Source organism: Winogradskyella marina (assembly GCF_015645385.1).
In the GTDB taxonomy this organism is placed as follows: domain Bacteria; phylum Bacteroidota; class Bacteroidia; order Flavobacteriales; family Flavobacteriaceae; genus Winogradskyella; species Winogradskyella marina.
This window is the reverse complement of sequence record NZ_JADOET010000014.1, coordinates 1-18,490: the sequence shown is the minus strand read 5'-3', so window position 1 is coordinate 18,490 and position 18,490 is coordinate 1. Positions and strand designations below refer to the sequence as shown.

The following is an 18,490-nucleotide window of genomic DNA, read 5'->3' as shown; positions in this document are numbered from 1 at the left end:
TGTTCATTAAATTCATTCAAACCTACATAATTTTTGATATTTAAACTAATGTATTTAGTATTTTTGTATTGATTTAACAAAACATTATTTATGCAACGCGACGAACAAATATTTGAATTAATTAAAGCCGAAAAAGAACGCCAGATCGATGGTATAGAATTGATAGCATCAGAGAATTTTGTAAGCGACCAAGTTATGGAAGCTGCAGGATCTGTACTCACAAATAAATATGCCGAAGGTTATCCTGGTAAACGCTATTATGGTGGTTGCGAGGTCGTAGATGAAGTTGAACAAATAGCTATAGATCGTGCCAAAACCTTATTTGGTGCTGCATATGTTAACGTACAACCACATTCTGGAAGTCAGGCCAACACAGCAGCTTTTCATGCATGCTTAAATCCTGGTGATACTATATTAGGTTTCGATTTGTCTCATGGTGGCCATTTAACACATGGTTCTCCTGTGAATTTTTCGGGTAAATTATATCGTCCTACATTTTATGGTGTAAAGAAAGATACTGGTTATATTGATTACGATATGTTAGCTGATCAGGCTCAAAAAGAAAAACCAAAACTAATTATTGCTGGTGCCTCTGCATATTCTAGAGATATAGATTTTGCTAAGTTTAGAGAAGTTGCCGACAGTGTTGGTGCTGTTTTATTAGCAGATATTTCACATCCTGCAGGATTAATTGCAAAAGGAATTCTTAATGACCCAATGCCACATTGCCATGTGGTTACAACAACCACGCACAAAACGTTAAGAGGACCAAGAGGTGGAATGATTATGATGGGTGAAAATATTGAAAACCCATTCGGAATTACCTTAAAGAGTGGTAAACTTCGTAAAATGTCTGGTTTATTAGATTCTGCTGTTTTCCCAGGAAATCAAGGTGGACCATTAGAACACATCATTGCTGCTAAAGCGATTGCTTTTGGTGAAGCATTAACAGATGATTTTATGCACTATATGTTACAAGTAAAACACAATGCAAATGCTATGGCAAAAGCGTTTGTGGCTAAAGATTATAACTTAATTTCTGGTGGAACAGATAACCACATGATGTTAATTGACCTTAGAAATAAAAACATTACAGGTAAAGATGCTGAAAACGCTTTAGTAAAAGCAGATATTACTGTGAACAAAAACATGGTGCCTTTTGATACAGAATCTCCGTTTGTAACGTCTGGAATTAGAATTGGAACTGCAGCAGTAACAACAAGAGGTTTAAAAGAAAGCGATATGCCTTACATTGTAGATTTAGTAGATGAAGTACTTACGAATCATGAAAATGAAACGGCTTTAGCTGGTATTGCTGAAAAAGTGAATGCTTTAATGGGTGGACGTAAGTTATTTAACTAAATAATATAAAATAAACCTAACAGGTTTTTGAAACCTGTCAGTCCTAAAAAGTATAAGCCTTTCAATGAAGTTTGAAAGGCTTTTTTAATTTATCATAATTTTGCAAATAAGTCGTTTAGAGATTCAAAATCGCGTCGCTTATAGTTTGTATCATCTCTGTCGTTTATATAATTTATGACATCTTTCTTTGGTCCAGAAGACCAAAAGTTCCAAGTGTCTGTAAGCGTCTTATTTTCTTTAATAAATATTCGGCCAATTAAAGACTTATCAAATGGTTCATTAGAAGCGTCATAAGCACTTACTAAATCGTCATTTTTATAGATTAATCTATATAATCGTTCATCACTATTTAAATTTATATACTTGGTTTTTTTCGGGGTTTCTTCTTCAGTATGTGTTAAATGAACTTCTTTAATGAGGTCGTTTTCAAGAGGATTATAAGTGTTATCAATTTTTAAAATTGTAAACATTTTATTTTCAAAAGGTTGATTGATGCTTATATTCCCTTTGTACACCGAACTGTCTTTTAAGATCACTTTGCCTTCAAAAAAAGGTTGATTAGTATTTATAGTATTGTGGCAATTACAGTCGCTATTTAGGTTACTAATTAAAAGTGCATTTGCGAGTTCTAAAGCTTTGTTTTGTGAGTATATACTATTAGAAATAAGAGCAAACAGGATGCTTATTATAGAAATTTTTAGTTGGAAGTGCTTCATAATAGTTTGTTTTCATAATATTCCACAATAATTACTCCATAAGTGTTGAAAACGCACTAAAATGTGCAAACTTTACTGCGCGTTCATAAACTTAAGGACACGTTTAAAATAGGCATCGCCTCCAACTTTCCACACATTAGAATGATTAGCAGTATCAATTTCAATAAACTCTTTTTTAGCACTCGGAATTTTTGAAAAATTAGCTCTCGCGTATTTTATGTTTATGCGTTCATCTTTATTACCATGAACAATTAAAATAGGCTGATTTATTTGCTCGCAATACGCAATTGGTTTGGCATCGTTTGAGTCGAATTCTGCAATTGTACCTGCTCTATTAACCAAATAATTAGAAAAAGGTGTGTAGCTAAAGCCAGCATGAAGGTCAAAATAATCGTTTACTATAGTTCTAAAATCTGAAAATGCACTTTCTATAATTCCGAATTTAATTCTTTGGTCGTAACCCATGGCTTGCAACCCTATTGCACCACCTAAAGATTGGCCCCAAACTCCAAAATGATTCAGGTTTTCATGTTGAGATAAATAATCAATTAAAGTTTTAACGTCTTTTTTCTCATTAACACCAAAGGAACAAAAATTGCCTTCACTTTTTCCGTGAGCTCTAGAATCTAAGGCTACTGAGTTAAAACCGTTTTCAGATAGAAAATCAATTACATTTTTAAATTGCTCTTTATTAGCACGGATGCCATGTAACAAAATAACGGTTCTTTTTGTTGTATTTGAACTAGAATACGTTAATCGTGCCGATAATTTAAGACCATCAAAAGAGCTAAATAAAAATTCTTTTTGGTTTAATTTTGAATCCGAATTTGAAGTAACGTCGACGTTTATGTTTTTATTTCGTTTTATTAAACTAACAACAGGATTTCTAATTTCTGAAATAAGTCGAGGTACAAAAAAATGTGTCACTAATAGCCCAAGAATCAAGACAACTAATAGTATACGTTTTAGGAATTTCACCTTGTGTTCTTGGTTAGCATATTAATCTTCTTCAAATACAATACTTTGGTATGCGCCAGCGTCTGGTAAAGCCGTTCTGCTTTCGCCTAAAATATCATTAGGAACTTGAGATGCAAAAGACGAGTTTCCGATGCCGTTTGCGTCAGAATTTTCACCAATTCGCATCATATTTTCGAATGGGTTTTCAAAATCTGGTGACTGATTAAATTCGTTGTCGACATAAAAGGTATCATCATCAAAAACATAATTCCCATTGCCTTGAAGATTGTTATTATCGAATCGTAATAAGCAATTTGTGAATTTATAATTAAAAACTTCACCTTCGTTTTCTAATAAAAATTCCGGATTATCATTACCGTAAATAATACAGTTATTAAAATTAGCTTCGGTTAAACTGTTCGTAAAAACTGCATTGTTTTCGTCTACAATAAAATCATTTAAAAGTAGGGCAGGGAATTGCCTAAAACTATTATTCCAATAGTTAGCAATTGTACAATGTGTAAAATTGTACTTTCCACCAAATGTTCCGGCAAAAGAGGATTGTCCAGCGTTATTAATCACTACGTTTTCTGCTTTTATAGAGGTTGCTCGTCCTAATATTCCAAAACTACTAACATTATAAATTTGCGAATTCCTAATGGTTAATTTATCGTTTGGTGCATCTTGATCGCCTTCAGACAACACTCCAATGGTCGCATTTTTAATGGTGGCATAATTAATTGTATTGTTTTCACTTCCGTTAAATAACCAAATTGTTCCCCATTGCCCAGGAATATCTTCGTAAAGTGGTTCTAAACGGTCACCTTCTAAAATGACTTCGTTTTCTAGAGCCTCTTGATCTGTACTGAGTTGTCCGTTTATAGTTAACGAGGCATTGTTGGTCACCATTAGTCCAGATTCTGCATGAAAATGAACTCTCGCACCAGCTTCTATAGTTAAGGTTTTACCTGCGCCAACTCCAGCGTAACCATAAATAACATATGGTTTTTCATTAGTAAAGGTTAGTTCATCATCTTCTAGAAAACGACCTTGTAATGTGGTTTCATCAGGTGTGCCATCTCCATCGACATCGAAGCTTAGGGTTTCAATAATCCCTGTGTCTTCATCTTTATTTGGATATATAAAAACGGCATCTTTAACTAAGGTGACTACATCGACGTCTTGTTGATCATTTCCAGAATCGAATAGAATTTTATCGGTATACAAAAATTGATTTTCGAGACCTCCTAAGGTTGAAATATCAATGGTCGTTTCAATAAAAATGAACAAACTATCTTTTGCTAGCAACTCAACATCTTCAAAAAACTTACCTTCTTGAGCACCTTCTAATCCTGTGGTACCATCAATATTCATTCTGTATCGTGAGTTCACACCTTTTTCGAGTTGTATGGTCGGAATTACAATATCATCATCACTACGATTATAAACTTTTAGGTTGTAGGTGCTAGAGCCAACATTAGTAAAAACGGTATCTAAGTAAATGGTGTCCTTGGCAAAACCAAGATTGCCTTTGCTTGGTGTAAATTCAAAATCATTACGACAAGAACTCCAAATTAGTAAGATTCCAAAACAAAGAAAAAATGATAGCAATCGCTTCATAAGTAATAAATATAATTAAGGTAATAGCAAATAAACTTCAAAATGATGGGTTAAATTCGTTTATATTCTCTTTATACTTCAATAAAATTTAGTGCCATAACTAATGTTATGCCCAAAATTTTCTCTTTCATCTAAAGAAACTATAATTCAAATTTACCATCCAAAACTTTAAAATTCATTGGGTATAAAAATATAACTTTTGAAGTTAGATTTTAGTATAAATAGATGATAAATTACGTGTGGTTTGTGAACTCTGTAAAAGTTGCGCTATGATAGAAAGGTTCTAGTGTAATTTGTGTTGTTGACAGTTTTAGTTAATAAATGATATGTCTATTAGTTAATGTCGCTCCTCTGGAGCTATGGTTACCGTGTTAGGTTTTTAGTTATTAATATATCGCCACGCTGTGGCTATTGAGTTACTGTTTTGGATTATTGGTTATTAATATATCGCCACGATGTGGTGTTAGGTTACCGTTTTGAGTTGTTAGTTATTAATATATCGCCACGATGTGGCTGTTATTTTATTTTCGATTAACAGATTAACATGAGATTTGGGTTTGTCCTGCCTGCGAAGGCAGGCATCTATTTAAAAACACTAAAATCACAGGGTATTGAAGAATAGTTGGAATAACAGAAATTAATCTTTAGTCACAGGCTCTTCACCATATTGTTCTAATAAAATTAAAAAGAGTTGACTGTTTAAAACCAGTTCTTCCAATAATTGCATTTTATTTTCTTCTTTTAATAAGGATAGGTTGAGTTGTTTTGCAGCACAAAACTCTAAAAATAGGTACTTATGCTTTTCAGGTATCTTAAGGTCATTAGTTAGTAGTTGACTATTAAAAAAGGAACTAGTTTCAATGAGTTTAGCAAAGTTTTCATACGTTATTTCACGTTCTTCAATCTTTTTTGGCTTTTTAGACTTTAGTAAATCAAAAAGTTTACGAGCGAGGTAAACGAAATCTATGCCTTGGTTGTTTCCAATTGGTGCATATTTTTGAGGATTATTTTTAATATCCTCCTGAATGATGTTTTTGAGTTCAATATTATAGGTTTCTTCATTAAAAACAGGTTGCTCAGGTTCTGCTTTTACTTCAACTTCATTAAGCTCTGTTAATATTTCTTCGAGTTCAAAAACGGCTGTGCCCTCAAAATGAAAATCTTTTAATGCTACAGCTTTAGGGTGATAAAATAAAGATTGAAACGATATGGTGTCGTTCACTTTTGCATTAATACTAAAATCACCATCAGTATTGGTTAATGTAATACTTTTTTGTGTTTCATTAAAAACTTTTATGTTTTTAACACTGCCTTTAGCGTCGTAAACTTTTCCGTTTAGTGTTTGGGCAAAGTAAATACACGGGAAACTTAAAAGAAGGGTAAGAACAGTAATTTTTCGCATGCTTTGGTTGATTGATGCGATAAAGTAAGCAGATTAAACTGAAACAAAATGGGCTTTTAATTAAACTTTAACCTAAAGAAATGTTAATTAAAAAGCTCAGCAATTTCAGGAATAATGCGAGTTGGTCGTTGCGTGTTGTTGTCTATTAAACACCATTTTGCTTTCGATTTTACTAGTAATTTTTTGGTCTCTGCATTAAAAATTTCAACATGTCTGGTTGTGGAAACTCCTTCAACTAAAGGAACGAAGGTTTTTAATATTAATTTGTCTCCAAGTAGTGCAGGACTTTTGTATTCTATAAAATGATTCACTAAAAACCATGAGTAAGTTTCTAAAATAGGTTTTGTAGCATAAGCCAGCCAATGGTCTTTAGCAATATCTTGAACCCATTGCACATAACGTACATTATTAACGTGGTTAAGATCGTCTATGTCGTCTTCAGAAACTATTATGGTTTTTTCGAATACTTGCAAAATGTGTTTTTACTTAATGTGTTTAGTGTTTGTTACTTTTTGAATAGTAAATTACTACAGTACTCTATTGTTTCATTATCTTAACTTCAAAAAGCTTATCCCAATTTTTTCCTGTTACAAAAATAGTTTCACGTTCTGGGTGATACGCAATACCGTTTAGTACATCTAATTCAGGATGTTGGGTTACCAGTTTTCTTAATGGTTTAAAATCAATAACACCTTCAACACCTCCTGTTTTTGGGTTAATAATAACAACACCATTACGTTGGTATATGTTGGCGAAAATTTTACCGTTAATCCATTCCATTTCATTCAAATTCGGGATTTTACCCTTTTCGGTATAGACTTCAATGTGGCTTTTTTCGTTTAAGTTTTCCGGATTTAATAAATAGATTTTTTCAGTTCCATCAGATTTGTAAAGTGTTTCTCCATCGTTACAAATTCCCCAACCTTCTTTACTCGTTCCATAATTAAAGGTGCTTAATTTTTCAAAGGTATTAACATCATAAACAAATCCTCTTTTAGCTTGCCATGTTAATTGATAGGCTTTATCGTTTAGAATAGTTAAACCTTCACCAAAATACTGATCTTCTAAATTGATGTTTTTTAATACTTCACCAGTTTCAAAATTCACTTTTCTAAGCTTAGATTCTCCTTTTTGACCTGTGCTTTCGTATAATTCTCCATTGTAGAACTCTAAACCTTGCGTATATGATGTAATGTCGTGAGGATAGGTGTTAATAACCTCGTATTTGTAATACGAAGGAATAATATTATTAAAAACTTGAATAGACTTTGTTAAGGTTTCTGTATTGTCACCTAAACTAACTGTTGCTGTGATTTCTTTTTGACCTAAAGTAATTTCATTTAAAACACTTACAACTTCAATAGGTTTCCCATTTAATTGAAAACTAACGTTAGTCACCTTATAATTTTTAGGATTGTTGATAGAAAGCGTCAACGTATCACCAAGCATTAAAGATTTTGCTGGTGTTTTTATGGATAAGCTCGAAAGTTTTGAGGCATTTGTGTCACCACAATTAGATAAAAATAAGCTTAATGCTAAGAGAATGAAATGTTTAGAAATGTGCATGATGACTGTTATTATTTTTAGCAAGTTATTAAATAAAATTCAGTTTAAAAATCTGTATATAATTATTGTGAAAGTATTAAAAGATTGTATCTTTGCACCTGGCAAGTCCTACACAACCAGCTCCTGTTGAATCCTCCAGGGCGGGAACGCAGCAAAGGTAAACGGTCGTAGCGGTGTGATGTAGGTAGCTTGCCTTTTTTTGTACAATAAACTCAAATCTTGAAAGCCTTGGCGAATCAAGATTTTTTAGTTTAAAAATAGCTCAACGACGGTTGAGAACTCTTTAAATAGTATAGTAATTTTTGAATTTGTATTTTGCAATTTGAAATTAATAATTCAGTATGTCTAAAGTTGTATTAATAACAGGTGGTTCTTCAGGAATAGGGAAGTCTGTTGGTGAATTTCTTCAAGCTAAAGGATTTAAGGTTTATGGCACGAGTAGAAATCCTAAAAACTATCCAGATAGTAAATTTCCAATTGTTGCTTTAGATGTTACTAAACCAGAAACAATTTCCACGTGTGTAAATGAAGTTTTAACCCACGAATCTAAAATCGATGTCCTTCTAAATAATGCAGGTGCTGGTATTACAGGTCCTATTGAAGAAATTCCTGATGTAGAAATAAAACGCAATTTTGAAACCAATCTTTTTGGGCCAATTAATGTCATAAAGGCTGTTTTGCCTACGATGCGTCAGCAGAATTCAGGATTAATTATTAATGTCACCTCTATTGCTGGTTATATGGGTTTACCATATAGAGGTGTTTACAGTGCAAGTAAAGGAGCTCTGGAGTTAATAACGGAAGCCTTCAGAATGGAATTGAAAGGCTTTAATATTAATATGACTAATGTGGCTCCTGGCGATTTTGCAACTAATATTGCCGCTGGTCGTTATCACGCTCCGGTTTTAGAAGACTCTCCTTATAAAGCTACGTATGGAAATACGTTAAGTATGATGGACGAGCATGTGGATAGTGGCAGTGACCCAAAACAAATGGCAGACGCCATCTATAAAATCATTCAAACTAAAAACCCTAAAATTCATTATAAGGTTGGCGCCTTTATGCAGAAATTCTCTATTGTATTAAAGCGCATTCTTCCAGATGCGGTTTATGAGAAATTATTAATGAATCATTATAAGTTGTAGTCTTTATGGTACGTTATTTGAGGTGTGAAACTACAAATCAACCACAATGAAACTTATAAAAATACTTTCTCTTGCATGTTGCTTTTTATGTTTTGGATGCTCAGATATTATAGAGTGTATCATTAATAAAAGACCAGAAATACCAAATACATCTTTTGAAGTTGGTTATGTTAACAACTATTATTATGAGGAATTTACTTCAGAAATAAAAAATGAACCAAACGATGATGCTTACGGCTATACTTATGAAATCTACGGAGATTTGCCAGATGGATTACAAATGTTCGTGGATTTTAGAACACTATCAATAGAAGGTATGCCAATTGCTTCGGGAACCTTTACATTTAAGATTTACTTATATATTGATCCACCAGAGTATTATGATTACGATACTGAGCGCTACGAAGATTCCATGTGTGCGTATTCTGATTCTAAAGAGTTTACAATAATTATCAATTAGCTACTTATTGTTAATATATTCTGAAAACTCATTCTGTTAAATGAGGCTTAAAGTCGTAAATTCGCGATAATCAAAAACACAACAATTCAAAATAAGTTTTTATGAAATTTTTTATCGATACAGCAAACCTAGAGCAGATTAAAGATGCTCAAGATATGGGTATTTTAGATGGTGTAACTACAAACCCATCATTAATGGCTAAAGAAGGCATTACAGGAACTGATAATATTATGAAGCACTATGTGGCTATCTGTAATATAGTAGAAGGTGATGTTTCAGCAGAAGTTATTTCTACCGATTTTGAAGGTATGGTTAGAGAAGGTGAGGCTTTGGCAGAATTACACGATCAAATTGTAATTAAGTTGCCTATGATTAAAGATGGCGTGAAGGCTTGTAAGTACTTTTCGGATCGTGGAATTAAAACTAATGTGACGTTAGTATTTTCACCAGGTCAAGCATTATTGGCGGCTAAAGCAGGTGCAACGTACGTATCTCCTTTTATTGGTCGTTTAGATGATATTTCTACAGATGGTTTAAACCTTATTGCAGAGATTCGTCATATCTATGATAACTATGCTTTTGATACACAAATATTAGCGGCGTCTGTACGTCATACAATGCATGTTATTGACTGTGCTAAATTAGGTGCAGATGTTATGACAGGACCTTTAAGTTCTATCACAGGATTACTAAAACACCCATTAACAGATAGTGGTTTAGAAAAATTCTTAGCAGATTATAAGAAAGGAAATTAAAAACTAAATTTCTTTTGTAGATTAAAGCGGAGCATCTTGTTTAACAATAAGATGCTTTTGTTGTAATAAGTCTTCAAGTGTTTCTATAAAATTAGAGTTGAAGATATTCGCATTAGGATGCAAAATAATTCCGTTTTCGTCAACAATAATACACTTGTTTAAGTAGTTAACGGCTAATATTTTACGAGCTTCTTTCGAGTTTTTGAACTTAAATTCGTTAATTGTTGGATAGTTGTAATTGTCAATAATTTTTTTCCAATATTTGTCTGTATTATCATTAACGTTAATTGAAATAAAATCGGTCTGAGGGAAGTGCATTTTCAACTTATCTACCATATAATGGCTATTTCTGTACTGCAACTTAGAATTAGAAGACCAAAAATATATAATTGTAGGTTTGGTAATTATTGAATTAATATGATGTTCTGTGTCATTATAATTTACAATAGTAATATTTGGCAACGGATTACCTTGGCGCAATAACTTCAATGAAGACACCAAGTCATTCATGTATAATTTATCTTCCTCGTTAGTGCTTTTTTCTAAGTAATGATTGAGTAATTCATTGGCTTCATCCTCTGTGTGATTGTAGCTTATGTATTCTCGTGCTTTGTATTTTAGTAAATTATTTTTAATGATTGGATCTGAAATAATGCTATCAATTAAATCTAATTTAGACTTATTGTAATCCATCGCATGTCTGTCAAACTTACTGTGAAACGGATGATTTTTATAATATTCGTGAGTAGCTAAATTATCAATGTGCGAAAATAAAAATCGATTATAAGCAAAGAAACGACTGAGGTGACTTGAATTATAATTGATATGTTTTCTGTGAGCAAAGAAATCTTCAGGCAAATCCTTAATATGAATCAATTTGTTATTTCCAAAATAAGCAAATGGATAAATTTCTTTATCAGCATAAGAATTGTAATTGATATTGGCTTCAATTATAGACTTAAAAAATTCTGATTCATTTTCATTACGAGTTAAAAATGTATTAAACTCATCTAATTGTTTTAATCGTCTTTTTTCAATAAAAGCATTAAAGTCTTCAGGTTCCATCTTAGAATAGGCGACCAGCTTTTTTGCTTCTTTTTCGGTAGTTAAATAACTTTTTATGAGGTAATTATTTTTTCTCGCCCCATCTCCTGTAAACACTAATGACTCATCAAAATCGTATGTGTTTAATCGAAACATAATACTGTCCGAAGGCTCTAATAATAACATTTGGTATTCACCACCATGTGTAATAGAATGTAGTCCAGGATTCAAATTATCTATTTTGTAGATAAAGCGATTATTCGCATCTAAAGTTATAGAATCTAAAATTTGACCTTTAGTGTTGTAAATAACAACACTTTTATTTTTGGGATTAATAATTTCACCACCTAAATACGCATAATTATTAACGTTCTCACCTTTGAACTGACACCCAAAAGCAGTAAACAGTAAAGCAAAAGAAAGCACTATACGTTGTGTTAGCATGTTTTAATTATTAGTTTGATATTACAAAAGTATATGAAGCATTGCGCATCTGTTGTTAATACCTCGTTAAATCTTGTTATACAGATTTTTATTACAATTTGAAGGCTGTAAACTAGATGTGATTGCGGAATAATGGTCTTCTATAGCGTTGATAAAAATCAATTTAGTTTATGTTTTAAGCCTAAAGAATGCTAAATCTATTTAGAAACATTGGTTAATCGAAATTTTTAAGTGTTTTTTAAGATTCATATACACGTACAGATAGCTGAGTTTGTGTTTAATTTTCTACTTTTGCATTCTCAAAAAATCACCTTGTAATATATAAGGTTAACAGATTAAAATTTTAAGCTATGTTATCAGTTTCTAATCTTTCAGTTCAGTTTGGAAAACGCGTCCTTTTTGATGAAGTAAGCACCACATTTAATAACGGTAATTGTTATGGAATAATTGGTGCCAATGGTGCCGGAAAATCTACATTTTTAAAGATTATTGCCGGTAAAATGGATCCAACATCTGGAAGTGTGCATTTAGAGCCAGGCAAACGTATGTCTGTTTTAGAGCAAAATCACAACAAGCATGATGAAGACACCGTTTTAGACACCATTTTGAAAGGGAATAAACCTTTATATAAATTGAAATCTCAAATTGATGCGCTTTATGCTGATTATACAGATGAAAATGCAGAAAAGATAGGAGAACTTCAAGTGCAATTTGAAGAAATGAATGGCTGGAATGCAGATAGCGATGCAGCAGCTGTGTTATCTAACTTAGGAATTAAGGAAGATTTACATTACTCCTTAATGAAAGATTTAGACGGTAAGCAAAAAGTCCGTGTGTTATTAGCGCAAGCGTTATTTGGGAATCCAGATTTGCTAATTATGGATGAGCCTACTAACGACTTAGATTACGAAACTATTTCTTGGTTAGAAAATTTCTTAGCGAATTATGAAAATTGTGTCATTGTAGTATCTCACGATAGACACTTTTTAGACTCGGTTTGTACACATATTTCTGATATTGACTTTGGAAAAATTAACCATTTCTCAGGGAACTATACCTTTTGGTACGAGTCGTCTCAATTAGCTGCAAGACAACACGCACAGCAGAATAAAAAAGCCGAAGAAAAGAAGAAAGAATTAGAAGACTTTATTCGTCGTTTCTCTGCCAACGTTGCAAAATCTAAGCAAGCAACGAGTAGAAAGAAAATGATTGATAAATTAAACATCTCTGAAATTAAACGTTCTAGTCGTCGTTATCCTGCTATTATTTTTGAACGCGATCGTGAAGCTGGAGACCAGATATTAAATGTAGATGGATTAACAGCGAGTTTAGAAGGTGAGGTTTTATTCAAGAATATTGACATTAATTTAAATAAAGGAGATAAAGTAGTGGTGTACTCTAAAGACTCTAGAGCTACAACGGCATTTTATCAAATATTGAATGGTAATGAACAAGCAGATGCAGGTAAGTTTGATTGGGGAGTAACCACAACACAATCGTATTTACCTTTAGACAATAGCGAGTTTTTCAATAATAAATTAACACTTGTCGATTGGTTACGTCAATGGGCGCAAACGGAAGAGGAGCGCGAAGAAGTAAATATTAGAGGGTTCCTTGGTAAAATGATTTTTAGTGGTGAAGAGGCTTTAAAAACATCTGATGTGTTATCTGGTGGTGAAAAAGTACGTTGTATGCTTAGCCGAATGATGATGATTAGAGCTAACGTTTTAATGTTAGACGAACCCACCAACCACTTAGATTTAGAGAGTATTACAGCGTTTAATAATTCGCTCAAAAACTTTAAAGGCACCATAATGTTAACCACACACGATCATGAGTTTGCACAAACTGTTGGTAACAGAATTATAGAGTTGACTCCAAATGGAGTTATTGATCGTTATATGACCTTTGATGAGTATATGAGTGATAAAAAGATAAAAGAGCAACGCGAAAAGATGTATGGTGTTACGGCATAAAACGCATTGATAGTCTTAAGACATAAAAAAAGCTGATTTTTAAAATGATCAGCTTTTTTTTGTTTTAAGTGCTTTGTGGCGTCCATATAAGTTATGACGCCTCCATTTCTCCTTTAACTCTATTCACAATGAGCATGGCCTTATCCAATTCATCATTATGAACATAGAGGTCTTGATATCCTTGATTCATAGAGGCATAACCGGCTAATCGCTGAGATTCACCTTCGTCTTTTATAATAGGAACAATCCCTGCTGCTTCCAACTCATCCTTTACACGAGTAACTAAAATAAAATTTCCGAAATAAACTTTGGTATATTCTGTAGTGCTCATAATTATTAGTTTTAAATTTCTAAGAAAAGTTACGAAAATTTATTGATATAAAGTCTAAAAAACTTCACAATATTATTGGTGTAGTCTATCGCTTTTATTCAAACAATAGTTTTAGGCTATTAAAACATTTGATAATAAAATATGGTATTTTCAATCAGAATATCATTATATTCTATTTTTACCGAAAGAAAACAGTAACAATTTATAAAATATGGAAAACTCAGCTCATAATTCTGCGGATTCAATACACGCAGAGAACGAAGAATTAAATCCGCATGGCGGTTCGGGTTCTGGTAAATGTCCTTTTATGCAGGGCGCCATTACAACTACAGAAAAGTCAGTGACCGATTGGTGGCCAAACACCCTTAACTTAGATATTTTACATCAACACGATACCAAAACGAATCCTTTAGGAGCTGATTTTGATTATCAAGAAGAATTAAAAAAATTAGATGTTGAAGCGCTGAAAAAAGATCTTCATGCGTTTATGACCGATTCACAAGATTGGTGGCCTGCAGACTGGGGACATTATGGTGGCTTAATGATTAGAATGGCATGGCATGCGGCAGGATCTTATAGATTAGCTGATGGACGTGGAGGTGGAGGCACCGGAAACCAACGTTTTGCTCCTTTAAATTCTTGGCCAGATAATGTGAGTTTAGACAAGGCGAGACGTTTATTGTGGCCTATCAAGAAAAAATATGGTAATAAAGTCAGTTGGGCCGATTTAATAATTCTTGCCGGAACTATTGCTTACGAAGACATGGGATTAAAAACCTACGGCTTTGCTTTTGGACGTGAAGATATATGGCACCCAGAAAAAGATGTGTATTGGGGAGCCGAAAAAGAATGGTTAGCACCAAGTGATGAGCGCTACAGTGATGTTGATAGTCCAGATACCATGGAAAATCCATTAGCTGCGGTACAAATGGGATTAATTTACGTGAATCCAGAAGGAGTTAATGGCAAACAAGATCCATTAAAAACGGCATTGCAAGTTCGTGAGACCTTTAAGCGTATGGCCATGAATGATGAAGAAACGGTGGCGCTAACGGCTGGTGGACATACCGTTGGGAAAACACACGGCAATGGTGATGCCAATATTTTAGGGCCTGACCCAGAGAGTGCCGATGTTGATGCACAAGGTTTAGGGTGGTCTAATCCTACAAAATCGGGAAAGGGGAGATATACTGTTACTAGTGGTTTAGAAGGAGCTTGGACTACGCATCCTACTAAATGGGATAACGGCTTTTTTGAAATGCTATTTAACCATGAGTGGGAATCTGTAAAAAGTCCTGCAGGAGCTGATCAGTGGGAACCAGTTAGTATTAAGGATGAGGATAAGCCCGTAGATGTTGAGGATTTAACAACAAGGCTCAACCCAATGATGACTGACGCCGATATGGCCATGAAAATGGATCCTATCTACAGAGAGATTTCATTAAAATTCATGAATGATTTCGATTATTTCTCTGATACATTTGCGCGTGCTTGGTTTAAATTAACGCATCGTGATATGGGACCAAAAGACCGTTGGTTTGGACCAGATGTACCACAAGAAGATTTAATTTGGCAAGATCCTGTTCCAAAAGGGAATGACGATTATAATGTTGACGCTGTAAAAGCTAAAATTGCAAGTACAGATTTAACACTATCAGAATTAGTAGCTACCGCTTGGGATAGTGCAAGAACGTATAGAGGATCAGATTTAAGAGGAGGAACCAATGGAGCGCGTATTCGTTTAGAACCTCAAAAGGCATGGGAAGCCAATGAGCCAGCACAATTACAAAAGGTGTTAGCTGTTTTAGAACCTATTGCTACTGAATTCGGGATTAGTGTTGCAGATACCATTGTATTAGCGGGTAATGTTGGTGTAGAAAAGGCCATTAACAATGCAGGAATGAATGTGACTGTTCCGTTTACACCAGGTAGAGGTGATGCCACGCAGGAAATGACCGATGTAGAATCTTTTGAATCTATGGAGCCACATGCTGATGGGTATAGAAACTATCAGAAACAAGTGTATGTTGTGAGTCCGGAAGAACTATTACTAGATCGTACACAATTACTAGGCTTAACCGCAGCGGAAATGACCGTTTTAGTTGGAGGTATGCGTGTCATAGGAACCAATTATGGTGGAACTAAACATGGAGTATTTACTGAAAATGAAGGGGCTTTAACCAATGATTTCTTTGTGAATCTTACAGATATGATTTACGAATGGAAATCTCAAGATGACGGTACGTATCATATCACCAACCGTCAAACAGGTGACCTGAAGTACACAGCAACACGTGTAGATTTAGTGTTTGGTTCTAATTCTATTTTACGTGCCTATTCTGAATTATATGCACAAGATGATAGTAAAGAGAAGTTTGTTACAGACTTTGTTGCTGCTTGGACCAAAGTGATGAATGCAAATCGTTTTGATATTTAATTTATAACACACCTGCTATAAAAAGGAATGCACTTAGGTACGTTCCTTTTTATTTTAAAATTTATTGAAAATGAAAAATGACAAGGCTGCTTTTTTTGAAGCCATCACAATGGGAGATACGGATCGGTTGAACGCATTGCTAAGTGTAAATCCAAAGTTGGTGAATGAGAACGATGCTCGTGGATTCACGCCGCTAATTTTAGCGACGTATTTTAATAATGAGGAAGCGACACAAATTCTTATTGAAAATAATGCCGATATAAATGCAAAAGATGCTTCTGGCAATACAGCACTGATTGGAGTTAGTTTTAAAGGTAATGTGACTTTAGCAACGACCCTGTTGGCGAATGGAGCTGATATTAATGCTGTTAATAAAGATGGCACAACCGCTTTAAGTTTTGCGACCCAGTACAACAAAATTGCTATTGTAAAATTACTTTTAGAGCATAAAGCAATTACGACTACAACAGATAATGTCGGCAAAACCGCTTTAGCGTATGCAAAGGACAAACAATTTGATGAAATCGTGGGACTTTTAAGTGCGTAGGTAATTCTATTTCTACGCTTCGCGATATGTCCTAATTGAGTAAATAAAAGCTAAATAGAACTGCTTGCCGTATCAGATAAATTCATGTGATGCGGTTTTGGTTATGTAATTAATTGAATCATCCTTCGATAGTGCTAAAGTTTTATGTTAAATTGTGATGATTCAAAAAAACAAAAAACTATTACATGAATTCAATTCGATTACTAATCATTTTTATTTTATTAAGTTTTTCAGTGCAATCGCAAAACAAGACGCTCAAAATTGAAGGTGTTGTTTTAGACGAAGCAGAATTAAGCATTCCTTATGCTGCTGTTAGCATTACTTCAAAATATATTGGAACATCCACTAATGAAGACGGCCATTTTTACTTAGAGTTATCAAAAAAACATGAATTAGATACCTTAGAGGTGTCTAGTATTGGTTTTTTAACCTCTAAGATAGTCGTTAAAGAATTTTTAGAGTTAAAGGAAAAAGTAATCACTTTAAAAGAAGACATCGTATCGCTAGATGAAGTTAACATAATGAATCCTCAGCAATACGTAGAACTTGCTTTTAAAAACTTAAAAAAGAATACGGTAAGTTCTGTTCATGAATTAAAAATTCTAAATCGGTTTTTTGCTGTAGAAGAGGATAAGGCTAAATTTTTTATTGAACACTATCTTAAAATTAAAGATGTCGGTCCAAGTAGAAGCAGCCATATTCGTAGAATAGACATTTTAGAAGGCCGTAGGTCTGCAGATTATAGAATGTTTAAAGATGCTAATATGGGAAGAATCTATCCGCTGAATTTTATGACACGAATAGATCCTTTACGTCGCGGCATTTCTATTAAGGATTTCAAATGGACAAAGCTTGGAGATACGTCTTACGATGGAGAAGATATTGTTATAATCCAAGGTGTGAACCAGGTTGAGAAACGCAAAAACTATTTAGACCCTGTGCTTTATATCGGTATTGATAGTTATAAAGTCTATAAAACACGAAACAAGGCCTCTAATGTGGTTTATATCTACAAGAAAAATGAAGACGGGAAACTGTATTTAAGTTATCACAATCATTATACAAGGCGTTATATGGATTTAACAGAAGCGCAGAAGCGTCTTCTAAAAACTACAGACAAGGACGTTAAATTATCTAAACGAAACGAAGTCATTGTTTTAGGTATAGAAATGGACAAGAAGAAAATAGATGTGGGAAACACCGACCTGCACCGTACAAAAATGGAAGAGGTTGATGTAAAGTATAACGCTCATTTTTGGAACACGGTTAATTTGCCACCAGCTACAGATTACTTTAAAAAGAGTATTAAAGAATTAGAGTCTAATTTTGGAATTCCTATTGAAACGCAGTTTGAGTTGGTGAACAAGTAAAACTAAAATGAGAAAGCGACGTACAGGCTCTACTGTTATTTTCTTTAATTAAAGGCTGTTATTAAATCTTGACACCAACAGAACCATCAGGCGAGGGGTGAAGCTCGTAGGTAAAATCAGGTTGAATATTAGCCTCATCACGATGTGCCACAAACAAAATACTGGTTTCGCTTTCCTTGGCGATTTTGTTGATTAAAGCCGAAATAAGTGCTCTGCCTTTATCATTTACATTAATTAAGGGTTCGTCTAAGATTAACAACGGCGGATGCTTAATCATCGCTCTTGCAATTAATATTAAACGTTGGGTTGCTGGTGATACTTTAAGAAACGAGGTGTTTTTTTCTTGACTTAAATTTAA

The 18,490-nt window shown here is 33.7% G+C and carries 16 protein-coding genes, 1 other RNA gene and 1 pseudogene; 9 read left to right on the top strand and 9 right to left on the bottom strand.

The window, feature by feature from the left end; all coding sequences use genetic code 11:
* Positions 1-90: 90 nt before the first annotated feature.
* Positions 91-1,362, top strand: a complete 1,272-nt coding sequence (locus ITJ86_RS14050; RefSeq protein ID WP_195872288.1) for a serine hydroxymethyltransferase — start codon at positions 91-93, stop codon at positions 1,360-1,362.
* Between the two features lie 92 nt (positions 1,363-1,454).
* Here the strand turns inward: ITJ86_RS14050 and ITJ86_RS14045 are convergent, their stop codons facing one another.
* The 6 genes from ITJ86_RS14045 to ITJ86_RS14020 form a co-directional block, all read right to left on the bottom strand.
* The gene (locus tag ITJ86_RS14045; protein WP_195872287.1) at positions 1,455-2,078 is read right to left on the bottom strand and encodes a hypothetical protein; all 624 of its coding nucleotides are present in this window, start codon (positions 2,076-2,078) and stop codon (positions 1,455-1,457) included.
* Positions 2,079-2,150: 72 nt separating this feature from the next.
* Positions 2,151-3,056 (bottom strand): alpha/beta hydrolase, encoded by a 906-nt coding sequence (locus ITJ86_RS14040; protein WP_195872286.1) that lies wholly within the window; start codon positions 3,054-3,056, stop codon positions 2,151-2,153.
* A gap of 21 nt (positions 3,057-3,077) precedes the next feature.
* On the bottom strand, positions 3,078-4,655 hold the full coding sequence (locus tag ITJ86_RS14035; protein WP_195872285.1) for a right-handed parallel beta-helix repeat-containing protein: 1,578 nt from the start codon (positions 4,653-4,655) through the stop codon (positions 3,078-3,080).
* A gap of 637 nt (positions 4,656-5,292) precedes the next feature.
* Positions 5,293-6,057, bottom strand: a complete 765-nt coding sequence (locus tag ITJ86_RS14030) for a hypothetical protein (protein ID WP_195872284.1) — start codon at positions 6,055-6,057, stop codon at positions 5,293-5,295.
* An 83-nt stretch (positions 6,058-6,140) separates the two neighbouring features.
* On the bottom strand, positions 6,141-6,530 hold the full coding sequence (locus tag ITJ86_RS14025) for an acyl-CoA thioesterase (protein ID WP_195872283.1): 390 nt from the start codon (positions 6,528-6,530) through the stop codon (positions 6,141-6,143).
* Between the two features lie 64 nt (positions 6,531-6,594).
* On the bottom strand, positions 6,595-7,623 hold the full coding sequence (locus ITJ86_RS14020; RefSeq protein ID WP_195872282.1) for a glutaminyl-peptide cyclotransferase: 1,029 nt from the start codon (positions 7,621-7,623) through the stop codon (positions 6,595-6,597).
* A 99-nt stretch (positions 7,624-7,722) separates the two neighbouring features.
* Here ITJ86_RS14020 and ffs point away from each other — a divergent pair.
* From ffs to fsa, 4 genes are all read left to right on the top strand, one after another.
* Positions 7,723-7,821: signal recognition particle sRNA small type (gene ffs / locus ITJ86_RS14015), an RNA gene on the top strand.
* 143 nt (positions 7,822-7,964) lie between these two features.
* Positions 7,965-8,768 (top strand): SDR family oxidoreductase, encoded by an 804-nt coding sequence (locus tag ITJ86_RS14010; protein WP_195872281.1) that lies wholly within the window; start codon positions 7,965-7,967, stop codon positions 8,766-8,768.
* A gap of 46 nt (positions 8,769-8,814) precedes the next feature.
* A complete protein-coding gene (locus tag ITJ86_RS14005) occupies positions 8,815-9,228 on the top strand; it encodes a hypothetical protein (protein ID WP_195872280.1) in 414 nt (137 codons plus the stop codon).
* Between the two features lie 101 nt (positions 9,229-9,329).
* Positions 9,330-9,983: a fructose-6-phosphate aldolase gene (gene fsa / locus ITJ86_RS14000; protein ID WP_195872279.1), complete on the top strand. Its 654-nt coding sequence runs from the start codon at positions 9,330-9,332 to the stop codon at positions 9,981-9,983.
* A gap of 21 nt (positions 9,984-10,004) precedes the next feature.
* Here the strand turns inward: fsa and ITJ86_RS13995 are convergent, their stop codons facing one another.
* Positions 10,005-11,471: a TlpA family protein disulfide reductase gene (locus ITJ86_RS13995; RefSeq protein ID WP_195872278.1), complete on the bottom strand. Its 1,467-nt coding sequence runs from the start codon at positions 11,469-11,471 to the stop codon at positions 10,005-10,007.
* A gap of 350 nt (positions 11,472-11,821) precedes the next feature.
* Here ITJ86_RS13995 and ITJ86_RS13990 point away from each other — a divergent pair, with 350 nt between their 5' ends.
* A complete protein-coding gene (locus tag ITJ86_RS13990) occupies positions 11,822-13,447 on the top strand; it encodes an ABC-F family ATP-binding cassette domain-containing protein (protein ID WP_195872277.1) in 1,626 nt (541 codons plus the stop codon).
* A gap of 91 nt (positions 13,448-13,538) precedes the next feature.
* Here ITJ86_RS13990 and ITJ86_RS13985 read toward each other — a convergent pair whose 3' ends face one another.
* Positions 13,539-13,778 (bottom strand): putative signal transducing protein, encoded by a 240-nt coding sequence (locus tag ITJ86_RS13985; RefSeq protein WP_195872276.1) that lies wholly within the window; start codon positions 13,776-13,778, stop codon positions 13,539-13,541.
* Positions 13,779-13,989: 211 nt separating this feature from the next.
* Between ITJ86_RS13985 and katG the strand changes: the two genes are divergently transcribed.
* The 3 genes from katG to ITJ86_RS13970 all read left to right on the top strand — a co-directional run bounded on the left by katG (position 13,990) and on the right by ITJ86_RS13970 (position 18,132).
* Complete coding sequence (gene katG / locus ITJ86_RS13980) at positions 13,990-16,215, top strand: catalase/peroxidase HPI (protein ID WP_195872275.1); 2,226 nt, start codon at positions 13,990-13,992, stop codon at positions 16,213-16,215.
* Between the two features lie 70 nt (positions 16,216-16,285).
* Positions 16,286-16,762, top strand: a complete 477-nt coding sequence (locus ITJ86_RS13975; RefSeq protein ID WP_195872274.1) for an ankyrin repeat domain-containing protein — start codon at positions 16,286-16,288, stop codon at positions 16,760-16,762.
* A gap of 185 nt (positions 16,763-16,947) precedes the next feature.
* Complete coding sequence (locus ITJ86_RS13970; protein ID WP_195872273.1) at positions 16,948-18,132, top strand: carboxypeptidase-like regulatory domain-containing protein; 1,185 nt, start codon at positions 16,948-16,950, stop codon at positions 18,130-18,132.
* 61 nt (positions 18,133-18,193) lie between these two features.
* On the opposite strand, the pseudogene ITJ86_RS13965 reads toward ITJ86_RS13970, so the two are convergent.
* Positions 18,194-18,490, bottom strand: a pseudogene (locus ITJ86_RS13965) (ATP-binding cassette domain-containing protein); the annotation flags it as partial.

Coding starts and splice junctions, on each gene's coding strand:
- ITJ86_RS14050 (WP_195872288.1), top strand. CDS start 91: ATGCAACGCGACGAACAAATATTTGAATTAATTAAAGCCGAAAAAGAA.
- ITJ86_RS14030 (WP_195872284.1), bottom strand. CDS start 6,057: ATGCGAAAAATTACTGTTCTTACCCTTCTTTTAAGTTTCCCGTGTATT.
- katG (WP_195872275.1), top strand. CDS start 13,990: ATGGAAAACTCAGCTCATAATTCTGCGGATTCAATACACGCAGAGAAC.
- ITJ86_RS14005 (WP_195872280.1), top strand. CDS start 8,815: ATGAAACTTATAAAAATACTTTCTCTTGCATGTTGCTTTTTATGTTTT.
- ITJ86_RS14020 (WP_195872282.1), bottom strand. CDS start 7,623: ATGCACATTTCTAAACATTTCATTCTCTTAGCATTAAGCTTATTTTTA.
- ITJ86_RS13990 (WP_195872277.1), top strand. CDS start 11,822: ATGTTATCAGTTTCTAATCTTTCAGTTCAGTTTGGAAAACGCGTCCTT.
- ITJ86_RS13970 (WP_195872273.1), top strand. CDS start 16,948: ATGAATTCAATTCGATTACTAATCATTTTTATTTTATTAAGTTTTTCA.
- ITJ86_RS14010 (WP_195872281.1), top strand. CDS start 7,965: ATGTCTAAAGTTGTATTAATAACAGGTGGTTCTTCAGGAATAGGGAAG.
- ITJ86_RS13995 (WP_195872278.1), bottom strand. CDS start 11,471: ATGCTAACACAACGTATAGTGCTTTCTTTTGCTTTACTGTTTACTGCT.
- fsa (WP_195872279.1), top strand. CDS start 9,330: ATGAAATTTTTTATCGATACAGCAAACCTAGAGCAGATTAAAGATGCT.
- ITJ86_RS13975 (WP_195872274.1), top strand. CDS start 16,286: ATGAAAAATGACAAGGCTGCTTTTTTTGAAGCCATCACAATGGGAGAT.
- ITJ86_RS14045 (WP_195872287.1), bottom strand. CDS start 2,078: ATGAAGCACTTCCAACTAAAAATTTCTATAATAAGCATCCTGTTTGCT.
- ITJ86_RS14035 (WP_195872285.1), bottom strand. CDS start 4,655: ATGAAGCGATTGCTATCATTTTTTCTTTGTTTTGGAATCTTACTAATT.
- ITJ86_RS13985 (WP_195872276.1), bottom strand. CDS start 13,778: ATGAGCACTACAGAATATACCAAAGTTTATTTCGGAAATTTTATTTTA.